This is a genomic window from Cupriavidus phytohabitans, from assembly GCF_000426345.1.
In the GTDB taxonomy this organism is placed as follows: Bacteria; Pseudomonadota; Gammaproteobacteria; order Burkholderiales; family Burkholderiaceae; genus Cupriavidus.
In genome coordinates this window covers 15,070-33,588 of sequence record NZ_AUFE01000029.1, presented here as the reverse complement: position 1 = coordinate 33,588, position 18,519 = coordinate 15,070, and the positions used below count along the sequence as shown (strand labels likewise).

13 protein-coding genes are annotated in these 18,519 nt (G+C 68.3%); 2 read left to right on the top strand and 11 right to left on the bottom strand.

The window, feature by feature from the left end:
* The first annotated feature begins 50 nt into the window (after positions 1 to 50).
* A complete protein-coding gene (locus tag K309_RS0120390; protein ID WP_029048142.1) occupies positions 51 to 1,040 on the top strand; it encodes an L-threonylcarbamoyladenylate synthase in 990 nt (329 codons plus the stop codon).
* 43 nt (positions 1,041 to 1,083) lie between these two features.
* Here the strand turns inward: K309_RS0120390 and K309_RS0120385 are convergent, their stop codons facing one another.
* The 7 genes from K309_RS0120385 to K309_RS0120355 all read right to left on the bottom strand — a co-directional run bounded on the left by K309_RS0120385 (position 1,084) and on the right by K309_RS0120355 (position 7,748).
* On the bottom strand, positions 1,084 to 1,407 hold the full coding sequence (locus K309_RS0120385; RefSeq protein WP_029048141.1) for an AzlD domain-containing protein: 324 nt from the start codon (positions 1,405 to 1,407) through the stop codon (positions 1,084 to 1,086).
* On the bottom strand, positions 1,404 to 2,219 hold the full coding sequence (locus K309_RS0120380) for an AzlC family ABC transporter permease (protein ID WP_029048140.1): 816 nt from the start codon (positions 2,217 to 2,219) through the stop codon (positions 1,404 to 1,406). The genes K309_RS0120385 and K309_RS0120380 overlap by 4 nt, the downstream gene beginning before the upstream one ends.
* A gap of 194 nt (positions 2,220 to 2,413) precedes the next feature.
* Positions 2,414 to 4,057, bottom strand: coding sequence for a D-alanyl-D-alanine carboxypeptidase/D-alanyl-D-alanine endopeptidase (dacB, locus tag K309_RS0120375; RefSeq protein WP_029048139.1), 1,644 nt, complete (start codon positions 4,055 to 4,057; stop codon positions 2,414 to 2,416).
* A gap of 43 nt (positions 4,058 to 4,100) precedes the next feature.
* Positions 4,101 to 4,685: a MarR family winged helix-turn-helix transcriptional regulator gene (locus K309_RS0120370; protein WP_029048138.1), complete on the bottom strand. Its 585-nt coding sequence runs from the start codon at positions 4,683 to 4,685 to the stop codon at positions 4,101 to 4,103.
* Entirely contained in the window at positions 4,682 to 5,851 is a 1,170-nt protein-coding gene (locus tag K309_RS0120365; protein WP_029048137.1) for an ABC transporter substrate-binding protein, read from the bottom strand. Before K309_RS0120365 ends, K309_RS0120370 begins: the two co-directional genes overlap by 4 nt.
* Positions 5,852 to 5,903: 52 nt before the next feature.
* Entirely contained in the window at positions 5,904 to 7,157 is a 1,254-nt protein-coding gene (locus K309_RS0120360; protein ID WP_029048136.1) for a flavin-dependent oxidoreductase, read from the bottom strand.
* Between the two features lie 135 nt (positions 7,158 to 7,292).
* Positions 7,293 to 7,748 (bottom strand): PACE efflux transporter, encoded by a 456-nt coding sequence (locus K309_RS0120355; protein ID WP_029048135.1) that lies wholly within the window; start codon positions 7,746 to 7,748, stop codon positions 7,293 to 7,295.
* A gap of 113 nt (positions 7,749 to 7,861) precedes the next feature.
* Between K309_RS0120355 and K309_RS0120350 the strand changes: the two genes are divergently transcribed.
* Entirely contained in the window at positions 7,862 to 8,764 is a 903-nt protein-coding gene (locus tag K309_RS0120350) for a LysR family transcriptional regulator (protein WP_029048134.1), read from the top strand.
* Here the strand turns inward: K309_RS0120350 and K309_RS0120345 are convergent.
* Genes K309_RS0120345 through K309_RS36925 form a run of 4 tightly spaced genes read right to left on the bottom strand, consistent with a single transcriptional unit; the run spans position 8,761 to position 18,259 of the window.
* Positions 8,761 to 10,323, bottom strand: coding sequence for an efflux transporter outer membrane subunit (locus tag K309_RS0120345; protein ID WP_232232436.1), 1,563 nt, complete (start codon positions 10,321 to 10,323; stop codon positions 8,761 to 8,763). The two genes, K309_RS0120350 and K309_RS0120345, sit on opposite strands and share 4 nt — an antisense overlap.
* A 17-nt stretch (positions 10,324 to 10,340) precedes the next feature.
* The gene (locus K309_RS0120340) at positions 10,341 to 13,643 is read right to left on the bottom strand and encodes an efflux RND transporter permease subunit (RefSeq protein ID WP_029048132.1); all 3,303 of its coding nucleotides are present in this window, start codon (positions 13,641 to 13,643) and stop codon (positions 10,341 to 10,343) included.
* A 2-nt stretch (positions 13,644 to 13,645) separates the two neighbouring features.
* A complete protein-coding gene (locus K309_RS0120335; RefSeq protein ID WP_029048131.1) occupies positions 13,646 to 16,768 on the bottom strand; it encodes an MdtB/MuxB family multidrug efflux RND transporter permease subunit in 3,123 nt (1,040 codons plus the stop codon).
* Positions 16,769 to 16,777: 9 nt separating this feature from the next.
* Positions 16,778 to 18,259, bottom strand: coding sequence for an MdtA/MuxA family multidrug efflux RND transporter periplasmic adaptor subunit (locus tag K309_RS36925; protein WP_035877983.1), 1,482 nt, complete (start codon positions 18,257 to 18,259; stop codon positions 16,778 to 16,780).
* Between the last annotated feature and the right edge of the window lie 260 nt (positions 18,260 to 18,519).

The following is an 18,519-nucleotide window of genomic DNA, read 5'->3' as shown; positions in this document are numbered from 1 at the left end:
CGCTCTGATTCCCTCTCTGATTCCCGCTCTGATTCGACGCAAGGAACACGATGTCGCCGCGCATGCCAACGGCTGCTGAACTCGAAGAAGCCGTCCGCCTGCTCGAGGCGGGGCAGCTGGTCGCTTTCCCGACCGAGACGGTCTACGGGCTGGGCGCCGACGCCGAGAATCCCGACGCGGTCGGCCGCATCTTTTCGCTCAAGGGGCGGCCGTCCAACCACCCGGTGATCGTGCACGTGGTCGATGGCGCGGATATCAGCTACTGGACCGACGAGGTCCCTGAGGTCGCGCAGAAGCTGATCGATGCGTTCTGGCCGGGGCCGCTGACGCTGATCCTGAAGCGAGCCTCGCATATCGACGCCGCGGTGGCGGGGGGGCAGGACAGCATCGGGCTGCGGTGCCCGTCGCATCCGGTGGCGCAGGCGCTGCTGGCTCGCTTCAAGCGCGGCCGCGGCGGCATTGCGGCGCCTTCGGCGAACAAGTTCGGCCAGGTGAGTCCGACCACCGCGCAGCATGTGCGCGAAGAGTTCGGCGACGCGGTCTATGTGCTGGAAGGCGATGGGGTCGAGGTCGGGATTGAATCGACCATCGTGGATCTGTCGCGCCTGGACGCCGGGGTCGGGCCGGTCTTGCTGCGTCCCGGCGCCGTCACGGTCGGGATGCTGGCGCAGGTGCTGGGCGAGGCGCCGTTGCCGCCCGATGCCGCAGCACCGCGCGCGTCAGGAACGCTGAAGGCCCATTACGCGCCGCACACGCCCTTGTTGCTGGCGGATGCGCAGGCGGCTGCCGCGCGGCTGGTCGCCCTGCCGGCCGATGCGCGCGTAGCATGGGTAGGACGCGCGCCGCTGGCGGATCAGCGCTGCACGTGGGTGCAGGCGCCGGCCGATGCTGCCGCGTATGCGCAGGAGTTGTATCGGTTGCTGCGCAAGCTCGACAAGCAGGGCTATTCGCAGCTGGTGTTCGAGACCTTGCCTGAGGGTCAGGATTGGGCCGGGGTGCGGGATCGGCTGGAGAGGGCGGCTGCGGCGTTCGGGGGCTGAAGGGGAACCAGGCTGGTCACTGACAACAGGCCCGCGCTTGCCCTCACCCCAACAACCGCAACGCCGTATAAACCGCCATCCCCACCGCAATCATCCCCACCATCCGCCGCGTCAGCAGGTAGAACGCGGTGGCTACCACCCCGGCAACCAGCTTGTAGTTCGACAGCGCCACGGTGAAATGCCCCTGCCACGTCATCAGGTCCGGCAGGATGATCGCCGCCAGTGCCGCTGCGGGCGCATAACGCAGCGCTCGCTGGATGCGGTCAGGCACCGAGACGTGCTCGCCGGCCATCAGGAACAACGCGCGCGTAATCACCGTGATCACGGCCATGCCGACCAGCGCGATCCAGGTCTCGACATGGCTCATGCCCGGTCTCCCGGCGGCGCGTCAGCCGCATTGCCGATCGGCGCAGACTTGCGTCCGCGGATACCCCGCAGCGCAGCCCGCGCCGCCAGGTCATCGCTGGCCATGCCCGCGGCGATTGCACCGACCACTGCCACCACCAGCCCAAGCCGGTACGGCAGATCAAAGCACAACAACGCCAACACCGCCGAAATCACCACAGCCATCAACGTCGACCGCGAATTGATCGTGGCGATCATCACCGGGATCAGCGCCATCGTGCCCGCCAGCCCCAGCCCCCAGCTGTCCGGGAACAGGCTGGCCAGCAAGATGCCGAGGATCGACGACACCTGCCACATCGCGAAGTTGGTCAGCGCCATGCCCCAGAAGTAGCCTTCCTTGCCGGGCTCATAGCCCGGCGTCGAATACTTCTGCAGGAAATAAACAAAATGCAGATCGCCGTTGAAGAACCCCAGCACCGTGCGCCGCGCCAGCGTCAGGTAGCTGAAGTGCGGCTGCATGGCGGCGCTGAAGATGACGAAGCGCAGGTTGACCATGGCCGCGGTCAGCCAGATCGTCCACAGCGGCAGGCCGGCGGCGAACAGCGGCAGCACCGCCAGCTGCGCCGAGCCCGCATAAACCAGCAGCGACATGCCGATGGCTTCGGGCACGGTCAGCACCGATTTGCTCATCGCCACCCCTGTCACCAGCCCCCAGGAAAACACCGCGGGAAGGGAGGGGGCGAAGCGGCGCACGCCGGCCATGAAGCCGTCGCGTTCGGCGGGCGCGAAGCGATGCCAGAGGCGCAACCACACCGGGGGTTGTCGGAAAGTCATGTCAGAGGAAGGGGGCAATGCAGGTCCGGGACCGAGGGCCGGTCCGGGAAGCTGCCGCCGCAGGACGCGGCCGGCACCCTGGCATTATAGGGTCGGATCGCGTCCTGGTAAGCGGGCGCTTAACAAAAGGGCGCGCCGGCGTTGGCGGCAGGCCACGCGGAGTGGTCCGGCGGGCGCAATCCCAACGCGCAATCTCAGGGCGCGCCGCGATACACCCACTGCATCAGCGCATCGTGCGCCTCCCGCGCCTGCGAGGCGTTGGGGTGGTTGATCATGCTCACCAGCACGTAGCGGTTGCCGTCTTCCGCGTCGACATAACCAGCAAGCGCACGCACGTCGGCCAGCGTGCCGGTCTTGAGGTAGCCGCTGCCGGCCGCATTGGCGCCGGTCAGCCGGTTGCGCAGCGTCCCGTCGACGCCCAGCACCGGCAGCGAATCGACCAGCACCGGGCCGACGCTGCTGGCGGCGGCCTGCTGCAGCAGGCGCGCCATGTCGTAAGTGCTGATGCGTTCCTCGCGCGACAGGCCGGAGCCGTTGTCCAGCACCAGCCCGGGCATGTCCAGTCCCTGCTTCGCGAGCCAGCGCCGCACCACGCGGATCGAGCGCTCGGGGCTGGCCGGGCCGCCGCGGTCCAGCTCGGCGCCGATGGTCAGGAACAGCTGGCGCGCCATCACGTTGTTGGAGAACTTGTTGATGTCGCGCACGATGTCGGACAGCGGCAGGCCATAGTGGCGCGCCAGCAGCACCGCGCTGCGCGGCACCTTGCCGCTGCGCAACGCCGGCAAATGGGTAAAGCGCCCGCCTGCGCGCTGCCATTCGGCGACAAAGCCGCCCCAGGTGAACTCCGCGTGCGACAGCGTGGCGATATTGAGCACGTGCTCGCCGCAGTCGCTGGAATAGTCGCCGGCGAACGATGCCAGCACGGTGCCGTCGGACTGCGGCTGCACGCTGGGGGTGGCGCGGCTCTGCCAGTCGCCGCAGCGGGCGTTGGTCAGCGTCAGCTGGTTGTCGAGCTTGAGTTGCGCCAGCTCCGGCGTGACGCTGACCGCGACAGTCTGCGTGACGGGATCCGGCGTCAATGTGAACGACAGCGTCTTGAAGGCGTAGAGCAGCGCATCGGGGCCGACGTTGTAGGCGCGCTGCACTTCGCCGTCGATGGTGCCATTGCCGTCCAGGCCATCGGCAAAGTAGCTGCGATCCAGCACCAGGTCGCCGTTGATGGCGGTGGCACCCCCGGCGCGGGCGCTGGCGACCAGCTTGGCCATCTCCTCCGGCACCAGCTTGGGATCGCCGCGGCCGCGCAGGTAGACATTGCCGTTGACGGTGCCGTCGAAGCCGGGCTGCGCGTCGGCGTAGAGCGCGGTCTGCCAGCGGTACTCCGGTCCCAGCAGTTGCAGGCCGGCGAAGGTCGTGACCAGCTTCATGGTCGAGGCCGGATTCATCGGCTGCAGCGCGTTCCAGCTGGCGCGCGCGCTGGGTGCGCCCAGTTTGACCACGTAGAAGCTCGCGGCCGAAGCCGGCACGCCGGCGCGGCGCAGGGCCGCGGCCACCGGCGCCGGCACGCCGGCCTGCACTAGGCCAGCATCGGCGGACGGCGCGGCTTTTGCCGCTTTGCCGGCAATCTGGTCCTTCTGTGCTTTCGCGCTTTTCTGGACCTTCTGCGCTTTCTGCGCCTTCTGGGATTTCTGTACCTTGGCCGGCGGCTTGGCCAGCGCCGGCGCGATGACAGGCCCACCGGCCATCAGCAAGGCGGCGGCAAGAAGAGGCGACAGGCGGCGCAGCAGCGCGCCGGGCCGCGATGCGGTTCGCGTGGCGGTTGTTCTTGGCATGGCGGCCATGTTAACGCATGGCAAGCGCCTGCCGGATGACAGCGGCCTGGCGTCAGCCCGCGCGCGGCGGCGCCAGCCGGGACAGCAGCGATTTCAGCGTGGCCTGGTCGCTGTCGGACAGCGCGCTGCCCACATGCGCGTCATGTTCGACCACCGCGCGGGTGGCAGCGTCCAGCGTCTTGCGGCCCGATGGCGTCAGCACCAGGCTGTAGGCGCGCCGATCGCCCGCCGCCGGGCGGCGCGCGACCAGGTTCATCTCTTCCAGCGCATCGACCAGCAGCACCGCGCCCGAGCGCGCAATGCCCAGGATGCGCGCCAGCTCGGTCAGCTTCAGGTGCGGATTGCGCGAGATGATCACCAGCGCAGAAAAGCGCGGCGGGGTGATCTGCCATTGCGACAGCGACAGCACGAAATCCTCGTAGATGCGGATCTGCGCGCGGCGGATGGCGTAGCCGATCAGGCTGTCGAGCACGCCATAATCGACATTCGGCACATGCGGATCGAAGCCGCTGTCGGCCACCGCCGGATCCGGCGCAAGCGGCTCGCGCGGTTTGCGCCGCGAGCTGGCGGTGTGGGTGCCGCCAGTCTTGCCTGCCGCGGCGGGTGCGTCGGATGCACCGGATGCGTCGGGGATCATTGCACTAGTTTCCAGTTGCCGTTGTCGATTGTCAGCATAACGCGGCCGCGCTGGTCAAAGCCATAGTGGTCTTGCCCACTGTAGTTGAGCACGCCGTGCGACACCACGATGTCCTTTTCGCTCTCCAGCGCCTGGCGCAGCGCCTGGCGGAAGGCCTGCGTCCCCGGCCTGGCGCTTTTCAGCGCCACCGGCACGATCCGCTCGAGCACCAACCCGGCATCGTAGGCATGCGCGCCGAACTGCGTGCGCGACTCGGCGCCGTATTGCTTCTCGTAGCGGGTGACGTAGTCGAGCCCCGGCTTGCGTACCGGATCGCCGGCTGGCAGCTGCTCCGGCACGATCACCGGGCCCGCCGGCAGGATCGCGCCATTGACCATGCGTCCGCCGATGCGGATCAGGTCCTTGGTGGCGGCCCCGTGGGTCTGGTAGATGGTGCCGCCGTAGCCGCGCTCGCGCAGCGTGGTGTGCGGCAGGGCCGCACCGGTGCCGGCGCCGGCGACCAGGATGGCATCGGGTTTGGCGGCGATCAGCTTGATGGCCTGTGCGGTCACGCTGGTATCGGCGCGGCCATAGCGCTCGGTGGCGATCAGGCGCAGGCCGTTGGCCGTTGCCGCGGCGGTGAAATCCTTCAGCCAGGTTTCGCCGTATGCGTCGGCAAAGCCGATAAAGCCGATGGTCTTGACGCCCATGGTCTTGGCGGTGGCGGCGACGGCATTGGCCATCAGCCGCACCGGCTGCGCCAGGCGGAAGGTCCAGGCGCCCCGGCCGGGCTTGAGCTCGATCGGCGAGAAGGCAAGCTGGACGGTCTGGCTTTCCTCGGCGACCTCGGCAATGGCGATCGACGGCGCGACCGCGGAGGAGCCGAGAATGATGTCGACCTTGTCCTCGGACACGAAGCGGCGCGCGACCTTGGCGCCCTGGGTCGGATCGGAGGCGTCGTCCAGCACGATGTAGCGCACCGCCTCGCCGCCGATCTTCTGCGGCAGGTATGGCATCGAGTTCTTCTGCGGGATGCCGAGCGAAGCGGACGGGCCCGTCGTCGACAGGCTGACGCCGACGGTGATGTCGGCCTGTGCGGCGGTGGCGGTGAAGGCGAGGACGGCGGCCAGCGCAATGTGCGCGGGGCGGGTGAGCCGGGTGAGCCGGGTGAGATTGGGGGGCGCCATGTTGTCTCCTCTTGATGGCTTGTTTCTTGTTGTGGCCTGGCGGATCGCGATGCTATCGCGCGCCCTGCATCGACTGCCGGTCGAACCCGGCCAGCTGCTTGTACCGCAGCGAAATCGCTTCCAGTTCGGCGCGCGGAATCACCTGTTCGACATCGTGGAACCCCTGCGGCGCGCGTTCCTCCGCCAGCTGCATCACCTGCTCCGGCCCGTTCATGCGGTTGCGCAGCACGATGCCCGCAGTGCGCGGCAGGCGCTCGGCCTCGTATTCGCGCAGCGCGTAAGGGGTGTCCTGCGTGCCGAGCAGGCTGTCGAGCAGGTAGCGCGCATCCAGGATGGCCTGCGCGCTGCCGTTCGAGCCGATCGGGTACATCGGGTGCGCGGCATCGCCGAGCAGCGTGACGCGGTCAAAGGTCCAGCGTGGCAGCGGGTCCTTGTCGACCATCGGGAATTCATAAATGGCCTCGGCACCGTCGATCAGCGCGGGGATGTCGATCCAGTCCCACTGCCAGCCGGCAAACTGTGCCCGGAACACCGACTTGTCGACCTGCTTGTTCCAGTCGCTGCGCGGCGGGGTGTCCGGCACGCTGTCGGGCACGCGCAGCTCGGCGATCCAGTTGACCAGCGAGCGGCCCTGCCGGCGCAGCGGCTCGGAGATGGGATAGGCGACGAACTTCTGGTCCTGGTGACCGGCCATGAACATCGAGCGTCCATCGAGGTAGGGCGGCGCCTCGGTGACCGCGCGCCACAGCATGCGGCGCGAGAAGCGCGGTGCATCGCCGCTGGCATAGAAGTGGCGGCGCACCGCGGAGTGGATGCCGTCGGCGCCGACCAGCACGTCGGCGCTGGCTTCCACCTCGGCGCCATCGCTGCGGCGGCGCAGGCCGAAGCGCGCCGGCCCGCGCGCGCCGGTATCGAGCACGGTCTCGAACGCATGCCCTGTGTGGATGGCATCGGCACCCAGCCTCTCGACCACGGTGCGATGCAGCAACATCTGGAACTCGCCGCGATGGATCGAGAACTGCGGCCAGTCATAGCCCGCCGCCAGCCCGCGCGGTTCATGCCAGATGCGCTGGCCCAGCTTGTTGTAGTACGAGAGCGACGAGGTTTCGATCGCGATTTCCGACAGCGCGTCGCGCAGGCCGAGCTCGGACAGGATGCGTACCGCGTGCGGCAGCAGGTTGATGCCCACGCCCAGCGGGCGCAGCGATTCGCTGGCTTCCCAGACTTCGGCGTCGATGCCATGGCGGTGGCAAAGCAGCGCCAGCGTCAGCCCGCCGATGCCGCCGCCGGCGATTGCGATCTTCATGTTGTCTCCCCGCTTGCGGCGCGCAGGTACGCGCCTGGTCGTCGAATTTTGTTATGGAGTATAACAATTCGCGTCCGCTGGGCAAGACGGGGAACACCCCGGAGTGGCCTGTCCGGGGTCAGGAAAAACCCGGCCTCAGCCGGCTGCCACGCCGTCGGGCCTGGCCGCGGCTTGCTTCAGCGACGGCACCGGGAAAACGATGTCGTAAAGCCAGTTGTACACCAGCGCGTAGGCCATGTAGAAGACGGCCACGGCGATATCCATGATCAGCGCGTCGATCAGGCTGATATTCAGGTACCACGCCAGCGCCGGCAAAAACACCACCAGCAGGCCCAGCTCGAACAGGATCGCGTGCAGCACCCGCACCATGACCGATTTGCGGACCTGCCCGGTGATGCGCAGCATGGCCTTGTCGAACAGCAGGTTGTACAGGTAGTTCCAGCCGGTCGCGATCAGCGAGGCGACCGCGCCGATCACGCCCATCTCGTGCAGCTCGTAGCCAAAGGCCCAGCTGGCCAGCGGCGCGAAGATCAGCAGGCCGACAACCTCGAAGCCAACGGCGTGGCGAATCCGGTCCCGGGTGGTGCGCATGGTTTTTCTCCTGCGAGGCAAGAATTCAGACCGGGCCAAGTCTATCTGCTTTGCTGGGATTGCCAAGTTGGATACTATCGTCAGAACCGATAGATCTCGCAGGGGAGCGCCGCATGAGTCTCTCGCTAGACCAACTCCAGGCCTTCGTCGCTGCTGCCGAAGCCGGTTCTTTTTCCGCCGCCGCGCGCCGGCTCGGCAAGGCTCAGTCAGTGGTCAGCGCCGCCGTCTCGAACCTGGAGATCGATGTCGGCAACGCATTGTTCGACCGCACCGGCCGCTATCCCGTGCTGACCCCGGCCGGCGAGCGTCTGCTGGCGGAAGCGCGCGTGATCCTGGAGCGCTGCGAGCATTTCCGCGGCGTCGCCAAGAGCCTGGGAGAGGGTGTGGAGACGCGGCTGGTGCTCGCCGTCGACGAGCTCTACCCGGAAGAAACACTGGGCCAGCTGCTCGAAGCGTTCTCCGGCCGCTTTCCGGCGGTCGAGCTGGAAGTGCTGTTCCCCTTGATGGAAGACGTGAGCCGGCTGGTGCTCGAGGGCGGCGCCGATCTCGGCATCATGTGGCGGCAGGAAGTGCTGCCGCCCGAACTGGGTTTCCATGCGCTGGGCTGGATGCCGATGCAGATCCTGTGCGCGCCCGATCATCCGCTGGCGTCGCAGCGCGTGGACTGGGAAGAGCTGAAGCGCTACCGCCAGCTGATGGTCGCGACACGTACCGACAGCGAGGAGAAGATGCGCCTGCGCGTGGCGGCGGACGTCTGGTGGGTGGAGAGCCAGTGGGTCATCGTCGAGCTGGTCAAGCGCGGGCTCGGCTGGGCGTTCGTGCCGTGGCACGTGGTGGCCAACTCGCCGGCCGCGGCGCAGCTGGTGTCGCCGCCGCTGGCGTTCCAGCAGCAGGACTGGCCGGTAGCGATGGAACTGGTGTGGCACAAGCAGCGGCCGCTGGGCAAGGCCGCCACCTGGCTGCGCGAGCGCATCTGCGCGCAGCCGTTGCCGAACGCGCCCCAGCGCGGCGCCTAGCGCCGGCCGACTGTGATGGCGGGTGCCGCAGGTGTGGCTGGTGCAGCGCCGGCGGGCCTGCTGCCGGTCGCGCCATCCAGCGGCTGCGGATGCCAGTTGCCGCCCAACGCCTTGATCAGCACCACCGCGGCCGTGTACTGGCGTCCGGCGATTGTCAGCGCGGTGCGCTCCGCGGTGTAGGCCGCGGTTTGCGCGGTCAGCACGTCGAGCAGGCCCGCGGTGCCGGCGCGGTAGCGGTTGTTGACCAGCACCAGCGCGTCGCGCGCGGAGCGCAGCGCGTCGTTCTGCACTACCGCTTCCTGTTCCAGCAGCCGCTGTGCGGCGAGGTTGTCCTCCACTTCCTGGAACGCCGACAGCACGGTCTGGCGGTAGTTGGCTACGGTCTGGTCGTAGGCGGCCACGGCCTGCGCCTTGGCCGCGCTGCGCAGTCCGCCATCGAACAGCGTGCCGGCCAGCCCGCCGCCGATCGACCAGATGCGGTCCGGCAGCGACATCCAGCGCGCCAGTGTGCTGGCGGTCAGCCCGCCGCTGGCCGACAGCGACAGCGTCGGGTAGTAGGCGGCCTGCGCCACGCCGATCTGCGCGTTGGCGGACGCCATGCGGCGCTCGGCCGCGCCGATGTCGGGCCGGCGCTCCAGCAGTTCCGACGGCACCGCGGCCGGCACGCGCGGCGGGGCCTTGCGGAAATCGTCCGCGGCCAGCGACAGCGCCGCGGGCGGCTTGCCGACCAGCACGGCGATGGCATGTTCCAGCTGCGCGCGCGTGATCTGGATGTCGATCTGCTGCGCCTGCGCGCTCTTGAGCTGGGTCTCTGACTGCAGCACATCGGAGCGTTGCGCGGTGCCGGCGGCGTACTGGTTCTGCACCAGCTGCAGCGACTTCTGGTAGTCGGCCACGGTGCGGTCGAGCAGCGCCTTCTGCGCATCGGCCACGCGCAGCAGGAAATAGCTCTGCGCCAGCGTCGCCTGCGTCGACAGCAGCGTCGAACCCAGGTCGGCCTGGCTTGCTTGCGCGCTGGCTTCGCTGCTTTCCACCTGGCGGCGCACGCGGCCCCACACGTCGATCTCCCAGGTCGCGCCCAGCGTCAGGCTCTGGCCGTTAAGCGTATTGCCGCTGGCGCCGCGCGCGCGCGACGCACCGGCCTGCGCATCGACGGTCGGGAAGAAGCCGGCGCGGGCCGCCTGCAGCGCGGCCACGGCCTGGCGGTACTGCGCTTCGGCCGCCTTGATGTTCTGGTTGGAGATCTGCACTTCCGACATCAGCGCATCGAGCTGCGGGTCGCCGAAGACCGTCCACCAGTCGGCGCGCGCGACGGCATCCTGCGGCTCCGCGGTCTTCCAGTCGCCGCGCCAGGCATTGGCATCGGTGGTGGTATCGCTGGTGGCATCGCTGGTGGCATTGGCTTCCTTGAAGGCTTCCGACACCGGCGCATCGGGTCGCTTGTAGTCGGGGCCGACCGCGCAGCCGGCCAGCAGCAGCGCGCACGCCAGTGGCAGCGGCAGGGCATGGGTCAGCAAGCGGCTAAACACAGGGCTAAACACGGGGCTAAACACAGTCATGTGGAATCTCTGCAAATTCAGACAGCGGCCGGCTGGTCCGGCGTGCCGCGATCGCCGCGGCGGCGCTGGCGCCAGGCCTTGACCTTCAGGCGCCAGCGATCCAGCGTCAGGTAGACCACCGGCGTGGTGTACAGCGTCAGCAGCTGGCTCACCACCAGGCCGCCGACGATGGAGATGCCCAGCGGCGCGCGCAGCTCGGCACCGTCGCCGCGGCCGATCGCCAGCGGCACCGCGCCCAGCAGCGCGGCCATGGTCGTCATCAGGATCGGGCGGAAGCGCAGCAGGCAGGCGCGGTAGATGGCATCGCGCGGCGACAGTCCTTCGCGGCGCTCGGCGTCGATGGCGAAGTCGATCATCATGATCGCGTTCTTCTTCACGATGCCGATCAGCAGGATCACGCCGATCAGCGCGATGATGCTGAAGTCCGTCTTCGACGCCATCAGTGCCAGCAGCGCGCCCACGCCCGCCGAAGGCAGCGTCGACAGGATCGTCAGCGGGTGCACGTAGCTTTCATAGAGCATGCCCAGCACGATGTAGATCGTGATCAGCGCGGCCAGGATCAGGATCGGCTGGCTCTTGAGCGAATCCTGGAACGCCTTGGCGCCGCCCTGGAAGTTGGCGCGCAGCGTTTCAGGCACGCCGATGCGCGCCATTTCGCGGTTGATCGCCTCGGTTGCCTGCGACAGCGAAGTCCCTTCGGCCAGGTTGAACGAGATCGTCGATGCCGCGAACTGCCCCTGGTGGTTCACGCCCAGCGGCGTGCTGGTCGGCACCACGCGCGCGAACGCGGACAGCGGCACGCGGTTGCCGTTGCCGGTGACGACGTAGATGTCCTTGAGCGCGTTCGGCCCTTGCAGGTATTCCGGGCTCAGCTCCATCACCACGCGGTACTGGTTGAGCGGATGGTAGATGGTCGACACCAGCCGCTGGCCGAAGGCATTGTTCAGCACCGCGTCGACCTGCTGAGCGGTCACGCCCAGGCGCGATGCAGCATCGCGGTCGATGATCACCGAGGTCTGCAGGCCCTTGTCGTTGGTGTCGGTGTCGATGTCCTCCAGCCCCTTCAGGTTGGACAGCGCCGCGCGCACCTTGGGCTCCCACGCGCGCAACACCTCCAGGTCGTCGGACTGCAGCGTGAACTGGTACTGCGAGCTGCTCTGCCGCCCGCCGACGCGGATGTCCTGCACCGATTGCAGGAAGAGCCTTGCCCCCGGTTCCTTGGCCAGCTTGTCGCGCAGCCGCGCAATGACCGCGTCGGCCGATTCCTTGCGCTCCGCCAGCGGCTTGAGCGTGACGAACATCTGCCCGGTATTGCGCTGCGAGCCGCCGGTAAAGCCGGTCACGTTCTCCACGGCCGGGTCCGACTGCACGATCTTGATGAAGCTGTCGAGCTTGCCACGCATGGCCTGGAACGAGGTGGCCTGGTCGGCGCGGATAAAGCCGATCAGCCGGCCCGTGTCCTGCTGCGGGAAAAAGCCCTTGGGCACGATCACGTACAAGTACACATTGAGCGCGATGGTGGCGATCAGCACCAGCCACACCAGCGGGCTTAGCCGCAGCGCGGTGGACAGCGAACGCGCATAGCCATCGTGCAGCCACTGGAATATGCGCTCGGTAGCGCGGAAGAAGCGACCCTGCTTCTCCGGTTCCACCGGCCGCAGCATGCGCGCGCACATCATCGGCGTGGTGGTCAGCGATACCACCAGCGACACCAGGATCGCTACCGACAGCGTGATCGCAAACTCCTGGAACAGGCGCCCGACGATGCCCCCCATCATCAGCAGCGGAATGAACACGGCGATCAGCGACAGGCTCATCGACAGCACCGTAAAGCCCACCTCGCGCGCGCCGCGCAGCGCGGCCGCGAGCGGCTTCATGCCTTCCTCGATATGGCGCGAGATGTTTTCCAGCACCACGATGGCATCGTCGACGACGAAGCCGGTGGCGATCGTCAGCGCCATCAGCGACAGGTTGTTCAGCGAGAACCCGGCCAGGTACATCACCGTAAAGGTGCCGATCAGCGATACCGGCACCGCGACGCTGGGGATCAGCGTCGCGCGCACGTTGCGCAGGAAGATGAACACCACCATGATCACCAGCGCCACCGAGATCATCAGCGTGTGCTCGACCTCGCGCAGCGAGGCGCGGATGGTGGGCGTGCGGTCCATCATCACGTCCATCGAGATCGCCGCCGGGATCATCTTCTGCAGGTTCGGCAGCATCTCGCGCACGCGGTCGACGGTCTCGATGATATTGGCGCCGGGCGAGCGGTTCAGCACCAGCAGCACCGACGGCTTGCCGTTGGCCGAGCCGGCGTTGCGGATGTCCTGCACCGAGTCGACCACGTTGGCCACGTCGCGCAGCCGCACCGGCACTGGGAACGAGTTGGGGCCGCTGGTGGCGCTGGTGCCGCCGGTGGCGCCGCTGGTGATGGTGGTGGTGCCGCTGCTGGTGGTCAGCGTGGTCACGGTGACGCCGTTGACCACCTTGGTGCTGACGCCGCCGCTGGCCGTCGCATTGGCGGTGCTGGCGATCAGCGCGCCCGCCGACGCCGACGAGTACGTGCCCGGCGTGGCGTAGCGGATGATCAGCGGCATGTAGTCTTCCGCCTTCATCATCTGGTCGTTGGCGTAGACCTGCCAGTTGTTGCTGGTGTTCTCCAGCGTGCCGAGCGGCCGGTTGGCGTTGGTCGCGCTGATGGTGTTGCGCACATCCTCCAGCGAGATGCCGTAGTTGTTCAGCGCGGTCGGGTTCAGCTCGACCCGCACCGCCGGCAAGGAGGCGCCGCCGATGGTGACCTGGCCAACGCCTTCCACCTGCGACAGCTTCTGTGCGAGGATGGTCGAGGCCGCATCGTAGAGCTGCCCGCGCGTCATCGTCGGCGACGTCAGCGCGATGATCATGATCGGCGCGTCGGCGGGGTTGACCTTGCGGTAGGTCGGGTTGTTGGGCAGGCTGGTCGGCAGGGTCGCGCGCGAGGCGTTGATCGCCGCCTGCACGTCGCGCGCGGCGCCGTCGATGTTGCGCGACAGGTCGAACTGCAGCGTCACGCGGGTCGAGCCGAGCGAGCTGCTGGAGGTGATTTCGGTCACGCCGGCGATGGTGCCGAGCGCGCGCTCCAGCGGCGTCGCCACGGTGGCGGCCATCGTTTCCGGGCTGGCGCCGGGCAGCGACGCCGATACCGAGATGGTCGGGAAGTCCACCTGCGGCAGCGGCGACACCGGCAGCAGCCGCAGCGCCGCCAGCCCGGCCAGCAGGATGCCGAGCGTGAGCAGCGCGGTCGCGACCGGGCGATGGATGAAGGCAGCCGAAAGATTCATGGTCAGACCGGCTCCTCGCCCGTGCCGCCTTCCTCCGGATCGCCGAAGCGGCGCTTGCGCCAGCCCTTCACGCGCGTCGCCACGCGGTCGAACGCCAGGTAGATCACCGGCGTGGTGAACAGCGTCAGCACCTGGCTGACCAGCAGGCCGCCCACCATGGTCACGCCCAGCGGCTGGCGCAGCTCGCTGCCGATGCCGGAGCCCAGCATCAGCGGCAGCGCCGCCAGCAGTGCCGCCATCGTCGTCATCAGGATCGGGCGGAAGCGCAGCAGGCAGGCCTGGAAGATCGCGTCGCGCGGCGTCATGCCGCCTTCGCGCTCGGCCTCGAGCGCGAAGTCGATCATCATGATCGCGTTCTTCTTGACGATGCCGATCAGCAGGATGATGCCGATAATGGCGATGATGCCCAGGTCCATGCCCGCGACCAGCAGCGCCAGCAGCGCGCCTACGCCCGCCGACGGCAGCGTCGACAGGATGGTGACCGGGTGGATCGTGCTTTCATACAGCACGCCCAGCACGATATACATCGTCACCACCGCGGCCAGGATCAGCCACAGCGTGTTCGACAGCGACGCCCGGAACGCCAGCGCCGCGCCCTGGAAGCTGGTCTGCATCGAGATCGGCAGGCCGAGCTCCTGCTCCACCCTGGTGATCTTGTCGACCGCGGCGCCGAGCGATTCGCCATGCGCCAGGTTGAACGAGATCGTCGCGGCCGGGAATTGCCCCTGGTGGTTGATCACCAGCGGCCCGGTGCGCTCGGTGATGCGCGCGAACGCGCCCAGCGGCACCTGTCCGCCGGACGAGGAGGGCAGGCGCAGTTCGGCCAGCGATTGCGGGCTGGTGCGGAACTCCGGCATGGTCTCCAGCACCACGCGGTACTGGCTCGACTGCGTGAAGATGGTCGACACCAGCCGCTGGCCGAAGGCGCTGTACAGCGCGCTGTCGATCACCGCGGTGGTGATGCCGAAGCGCGCCGCGGCGTCGCGGTCGATATCGACATAGGCGCGCAGGCCGTTGTTCTGCTGGTCGCTGGTGACGTCGCGCAGTTCGGGCTCCTGGCGCAGGCGCTCCACCAGCTTCGGCACCCAAGCAGCCAGTGTCTGGGGATCGGGGTCCTCCACCGTGAACTGGTACTGCGTGCGCGAGACCTTGTCCTCGATGGTCAGGTCCTGCACCGGCTGCGTGAACAGCGACACGCCGCCGAGGCTCTGCACCGATTGCTGCAGGCGCTGCGTGACCACGTCGATCGGATCGCGCTCGCCCTTGGGCTTGAGGTTGATCAGCATGCGCCCGGCGTTGAGCGTGGTGTTGCCGCCATCCACGCCGATGAACGACGACAGGCTCGCCACCGCCGGGTCCTGCATCACCACCTTGGCCACCGCCTCCTGCTTGCGCGCCATGGCGCCGAACGAGGTGGTCTGCGCGGCCTCGGTGATGCCCTGGATCACGCCGGTGTCCTGCACCGGGAAGAAGCCCTTGGGCACCAGCAGGTACAGCAGCACGGTCAGCGCCAGCGTGGCCACCGCCACGACCAGCGTGGCCTTCTGGCGGTCGAGGACCCACTCCAGGCCGCGGCCATAGCGCTCGATCACGTTGTCGAAGAAGCGGCCGGCGGCGCGGTGGAAGCGCGACAGCTTCTCTTCCGGAACATGGTGCAGCAGGCGCGCGCACATCATCGGCGTGAGCGTCAGCGATACCACCGCCGAGATCAGGATCGACACCGCCAGCGTGATCGCGAACTCGCGGAACAGCCGGCCGACCACGTCGCCCATGAACAGCAGCGGGATCAGCACCGCCACCAGCGAGAAGGTCAGCGAGATGATGGTGAAGCCAATCTGCTTCGAGCCCTTGAGCGCCGCCTGCATCGGCGAATCGCCCTTCTCGATGTAGCGCATGATGTTCTCGATCATCACGATCGCATCGTCGACCACGAAGCCGGTGGCAATGGTCAGCGCCATCAGCGTCAGGTTGTTGATCGAGAACCCGGAGAGGTACATCACGCCGAAAGTGCCCACCAGGGACAGCGGCACCGCCACGCCGGGGATGATGGTGGCGGGGATATTGCGCAGGAACAGGAAGATCACCAGCACCACCAGCGCGATCGCCAGCAGCAGTTCGAACTGCACGTCCTCGACCGAGGCGCGGATGGTGGTGGTGCGGTCGGTCAGCAGCTGCACGTGGACCGACGCCGGCAGCGCGTTCTGCAGCTGCGGCAGCAGCGCCTTGATGCGGTCGACCACCTCGATCACGTTGGCGCCGGGCTGGCGCTGGATGTTCAGCACGATCGCGGGCTTGTCGTTGGCCCACGCGGCCAGGCGGCTGTTCTCGGGGCCGTCGACGATCTCGGCCACGTCGGTGATGCGGATCGGGGCGCCGTTCTTGTAGCCGAGGATGATCTGGCGGTATTCGTCGGCGGAGCGCAGCTGGTCGTTGGCGTCGATGGTCGACGCGCGCTGCGGGCCGTCGAAGCTGCCCTTGGCGCCGTTCACGTTGGCGGAGCCGATCGCGGTGCGCAGGTCGTCGATCGACATGCCGAGCGAGGCCAGTGCGGCCGGGTTGGCCTGGATGCGCACCGCGGGGCGCTGCCCGCCGCTGATGGTGACCAGGCCCACGCCCTGGATCTGCGAGATCTTCTGCGCCACGCGCGTATCCACCATGTCCTGCAGCTTGGGCAGGGGCATGGTGTCGGACGTCATGGCGATGGTCATGATTGGCGCGTCGGCCGGGTTGACCTTGCTGTAGACCGGCGGCATCGGCAGGTCGGACGGCAGCAGGTTGCTGCCGGCGTTGATGGCGGCCTGCACTTCCTGCTCGGCCACGTCCAGCGGCAGCGTCAGCTCGAACTGCAGCGTGATCACCGAGGCGCCGCCCGACGAGGACGACGACATCTGCTTCAGCCCCGGCATCTGGCCGAACTGTCGTTCCAGCGGCGCGGTCACCGACGAAGTCATCACGTCGGGGCTGGCGCCGGGGTAGAGCGTGGTCACCTGGATCGTCGGGTAGTCGACTTCCGGCAGCGCCGACAGCGGCAGCAGCCGGTATGCCACCAGCCCGGAGAGCAGGATGGCCAGCATCAGCAGCGCCGTCGCGACCGGGCGCTCGATGAAGAGGCGTGAGGGGTTCATGCGCGGTCCTTACTGCTGCGGCGGCTGGCGGCGCTGGCCTTCGGCAACCGGGGCACTGGCGTCGCCTTCACGATGGCGGCGCTGTTCCCCCGCCACGCCGGATGCACCGCTGGCCGCCGCGCCACTGGCATCGCCGCGCGGCGCGCTGGCACCGCCCCAGCCCGCGCCATCGCGGTTGCGCCGGCCGCGCCCGCGCGGCTGGCTGGCCGGCACCGTCGCCGCGGCACGCGCGGCCGGGTCGACCGCTTCCACTGTCATGCCTTCCTTGAGCCGGTCGGCGCCATCCACCACCACGCGCTGGCCGGGCTCCAGGCCCTTGAGCACGGCATTGCGGCTGCCATCGCCGGGCCCGAGCGTGATCACCTGCACCTTGACCTTGCTGGCGTCGTCCACGGTGTAGACAAAGGTGCCCTGCTGGCCGCGCTGGATCGCCGCCACCGGGATCACGGTGGCATCCCTGAGCGTGTCCACGCGCGTGCGCACGTTGACGAACTGGTTCGGGAACAGCATGCCGTCGGCATTGGGGAAGACCGCCTTGAGCTTGACGGTGCCGGTGGTGGTGTCGATCTGGTTGTCGGTGGTCAGCAGCTCGCCTTCGCCAAGCTGGTTGCGCACCTGGCGATCCCACGCCTGCACCGGCAGCTTTTCGCCGGCGTTGAGCTTCTTCAGCACCGACGGCAGGTTGTCTTCGGGGATGGTGTACATCACGGCGATCGGCTGGATCTGCGTGATCAGCGCGATGCCGTTGGTGTCGCTGGTGTTGACGATATTGCCCGGATCCACCTGGCGCAGGCCGATGCGGCCGGACACCGGCGCCACGATCCGGGTGTAGCCCAGCTGCAGGCGTGCATTGGCGACGTTGCCCTGGTCGGTCTTGACCACGCCTTCGTACTGGCGCACCAGCGCGTCCTGGGTATCGACCTGCTGCTTGGCAATGGAATCCTGCCCCAGCAGGGTGCGGTAGCGCTGCTGGTCCAGCTTCGCGTTCTGCAGCAGCGCCTGGTCGCGCGCCAGCTGGCCCACGGCCTGGTCGAGCGCGGCCTGGAACGGGCGCGGGTCGATCTCGGCCAGCACGTCGCCGGACTTGACCATCTGGCCTTCCTTGAACAGCACCTTCAGCAGCGGGCCGGAAACCTGCGCGCGCACGGTCACGTTCGAGACCGGGGTCACGTTGCCCAGCCCGTTCAGGACCACGTCCATGTCGCGCTGGGCCACGGTGGCGACCACCACCGGCGAGCGCGGCATGCCGGCGCCTCCGCTCGGGCCGCCTGCACCGGGTCTGCTGGCGCCACCCGGGCCGCCTGCGGTGCCTTTGGTGGCATCCCCGCGGTGCGCATACCAGTACCAGCCGCCCCCGGCCAGCAGCAGCACCAGCAGCCCGGCATACAGCCGGCGCCGGTTCCTGCGCGGTGGAGTGCCGCCGGGCGGCAGGGGCGGTCGGGAAGACGGGGACGGGGAAGGGTTAGGTTGGCCTTGTTCGGGGTTGGACATGTCCGCAATCCTGGGTACGGCGCGCCCGGCGCGCCGCGGTGTTCTGCCGGCAAGTGCTGCCGGCAAGTGACGATGCAGCACAGCAGTATGCCGCAACGCAAAGGGCGCCGGCCGGCCGCGGGGGCGGGGCGCCCAAGGGCCGCCGGCGTGCCGGCAAGTGCCGTGCGGCGCGCATGGGCGGCGCCGATGGCAAGTCATGCGGCAAGGATAATGTGCGGGTGCGGACGCCCGTATTTCGGCGCCCGGCGCTTTTATTACAG

Coding starts and splice junctions, on each gene's coding strand:
- K309_RS0120390 (WP_029048142.1), top strand. CDS start 51: ATGTCGCCGCGCATGCCAACGGCTGCTGAACTCGAAGAAGCCGTCCGC.
- K309_RS36925 (WP_035877983.1), bottom strand. CDS start 18,259: ATGTCCAACCCCGAACAAGGCCAACCTAACCCTTCCCCGTCCCCGTCT.
- K309_RS0120350 (WP_029048134.1), top strand. CDS start 7,862: ATGAGTCTCTCGCTAGACCAACTCCAGGCCTTCGTCGCTGCTGCCGAA.
- K309_RS0120370 (WP_029048138.1), bottom strand. CDS start 4,685: ATGATCCCCGACGCATCCGGTGCATCCGACGCACCCGCCGCGGCAGGC.
- K309_RS0120365 (WP_029048137.1), bottom strand. CDS start 5,851: ATGGCGCCCCCCAATCTCACCCGGCTCACCCGGCTCACCCGCCCCGCG.
- K309_RS0120355 (WP_029048135.1), bottom strand. CDS start 7,748: ATGCGCACCACCCGGGACCGGATTCGCCACGCCGTTGGCTTCGAGGTT.
- K309_RS0120360 (WP_029048136.1), bottom strand. CDS start 7,157: ATGAAGATCGCAATCGCCGGCGGCGGCATCGGCGGGCTGACGCTGGCG.
- K309_RS0120340 (WP_029048132.1), bottom strand. CDS start 13,643: ATGAATCTTTCGGCTGCCTTCATCCATCGCCCGGTCGCGACCGCGCTG.
- K309_RS0120335 (WP_029048131.1), bottom strand. CDS start 16,768: ATGAACCCCTCACGCCTCTTCATCGAGCGCCCGGTCGCGACGGCGCTG.
- K309_RS0120380 (WP_029048140.1), bottom strand. CDS start 2,219: ATGACTTTCCGACAACCCCCGGTGTGGTTGCGCCTCTGGCATCGCTTC.
- dacB (WP_029048139.1), bottom strand. CDS start 4,057: ATGGCCGCCATGCCAAGAACAACCGCCACGCGAACCGCATCGCGGCCC.
- K309_RS0120385 (WP_029048141.1), bottom strand. CDS start 1,407: ATGAGCCATGTCGAGACCTGGATCGCGCTGGTCGGCATGGCCGTGATC.
- K309_RS0120345 (WP_232232436.1), bottom strand. CDS start 10,323: ATGACTGTGTTTAGCCCCGTGTTTAGCCCTGTGTTTAGCCGCTTGCTG.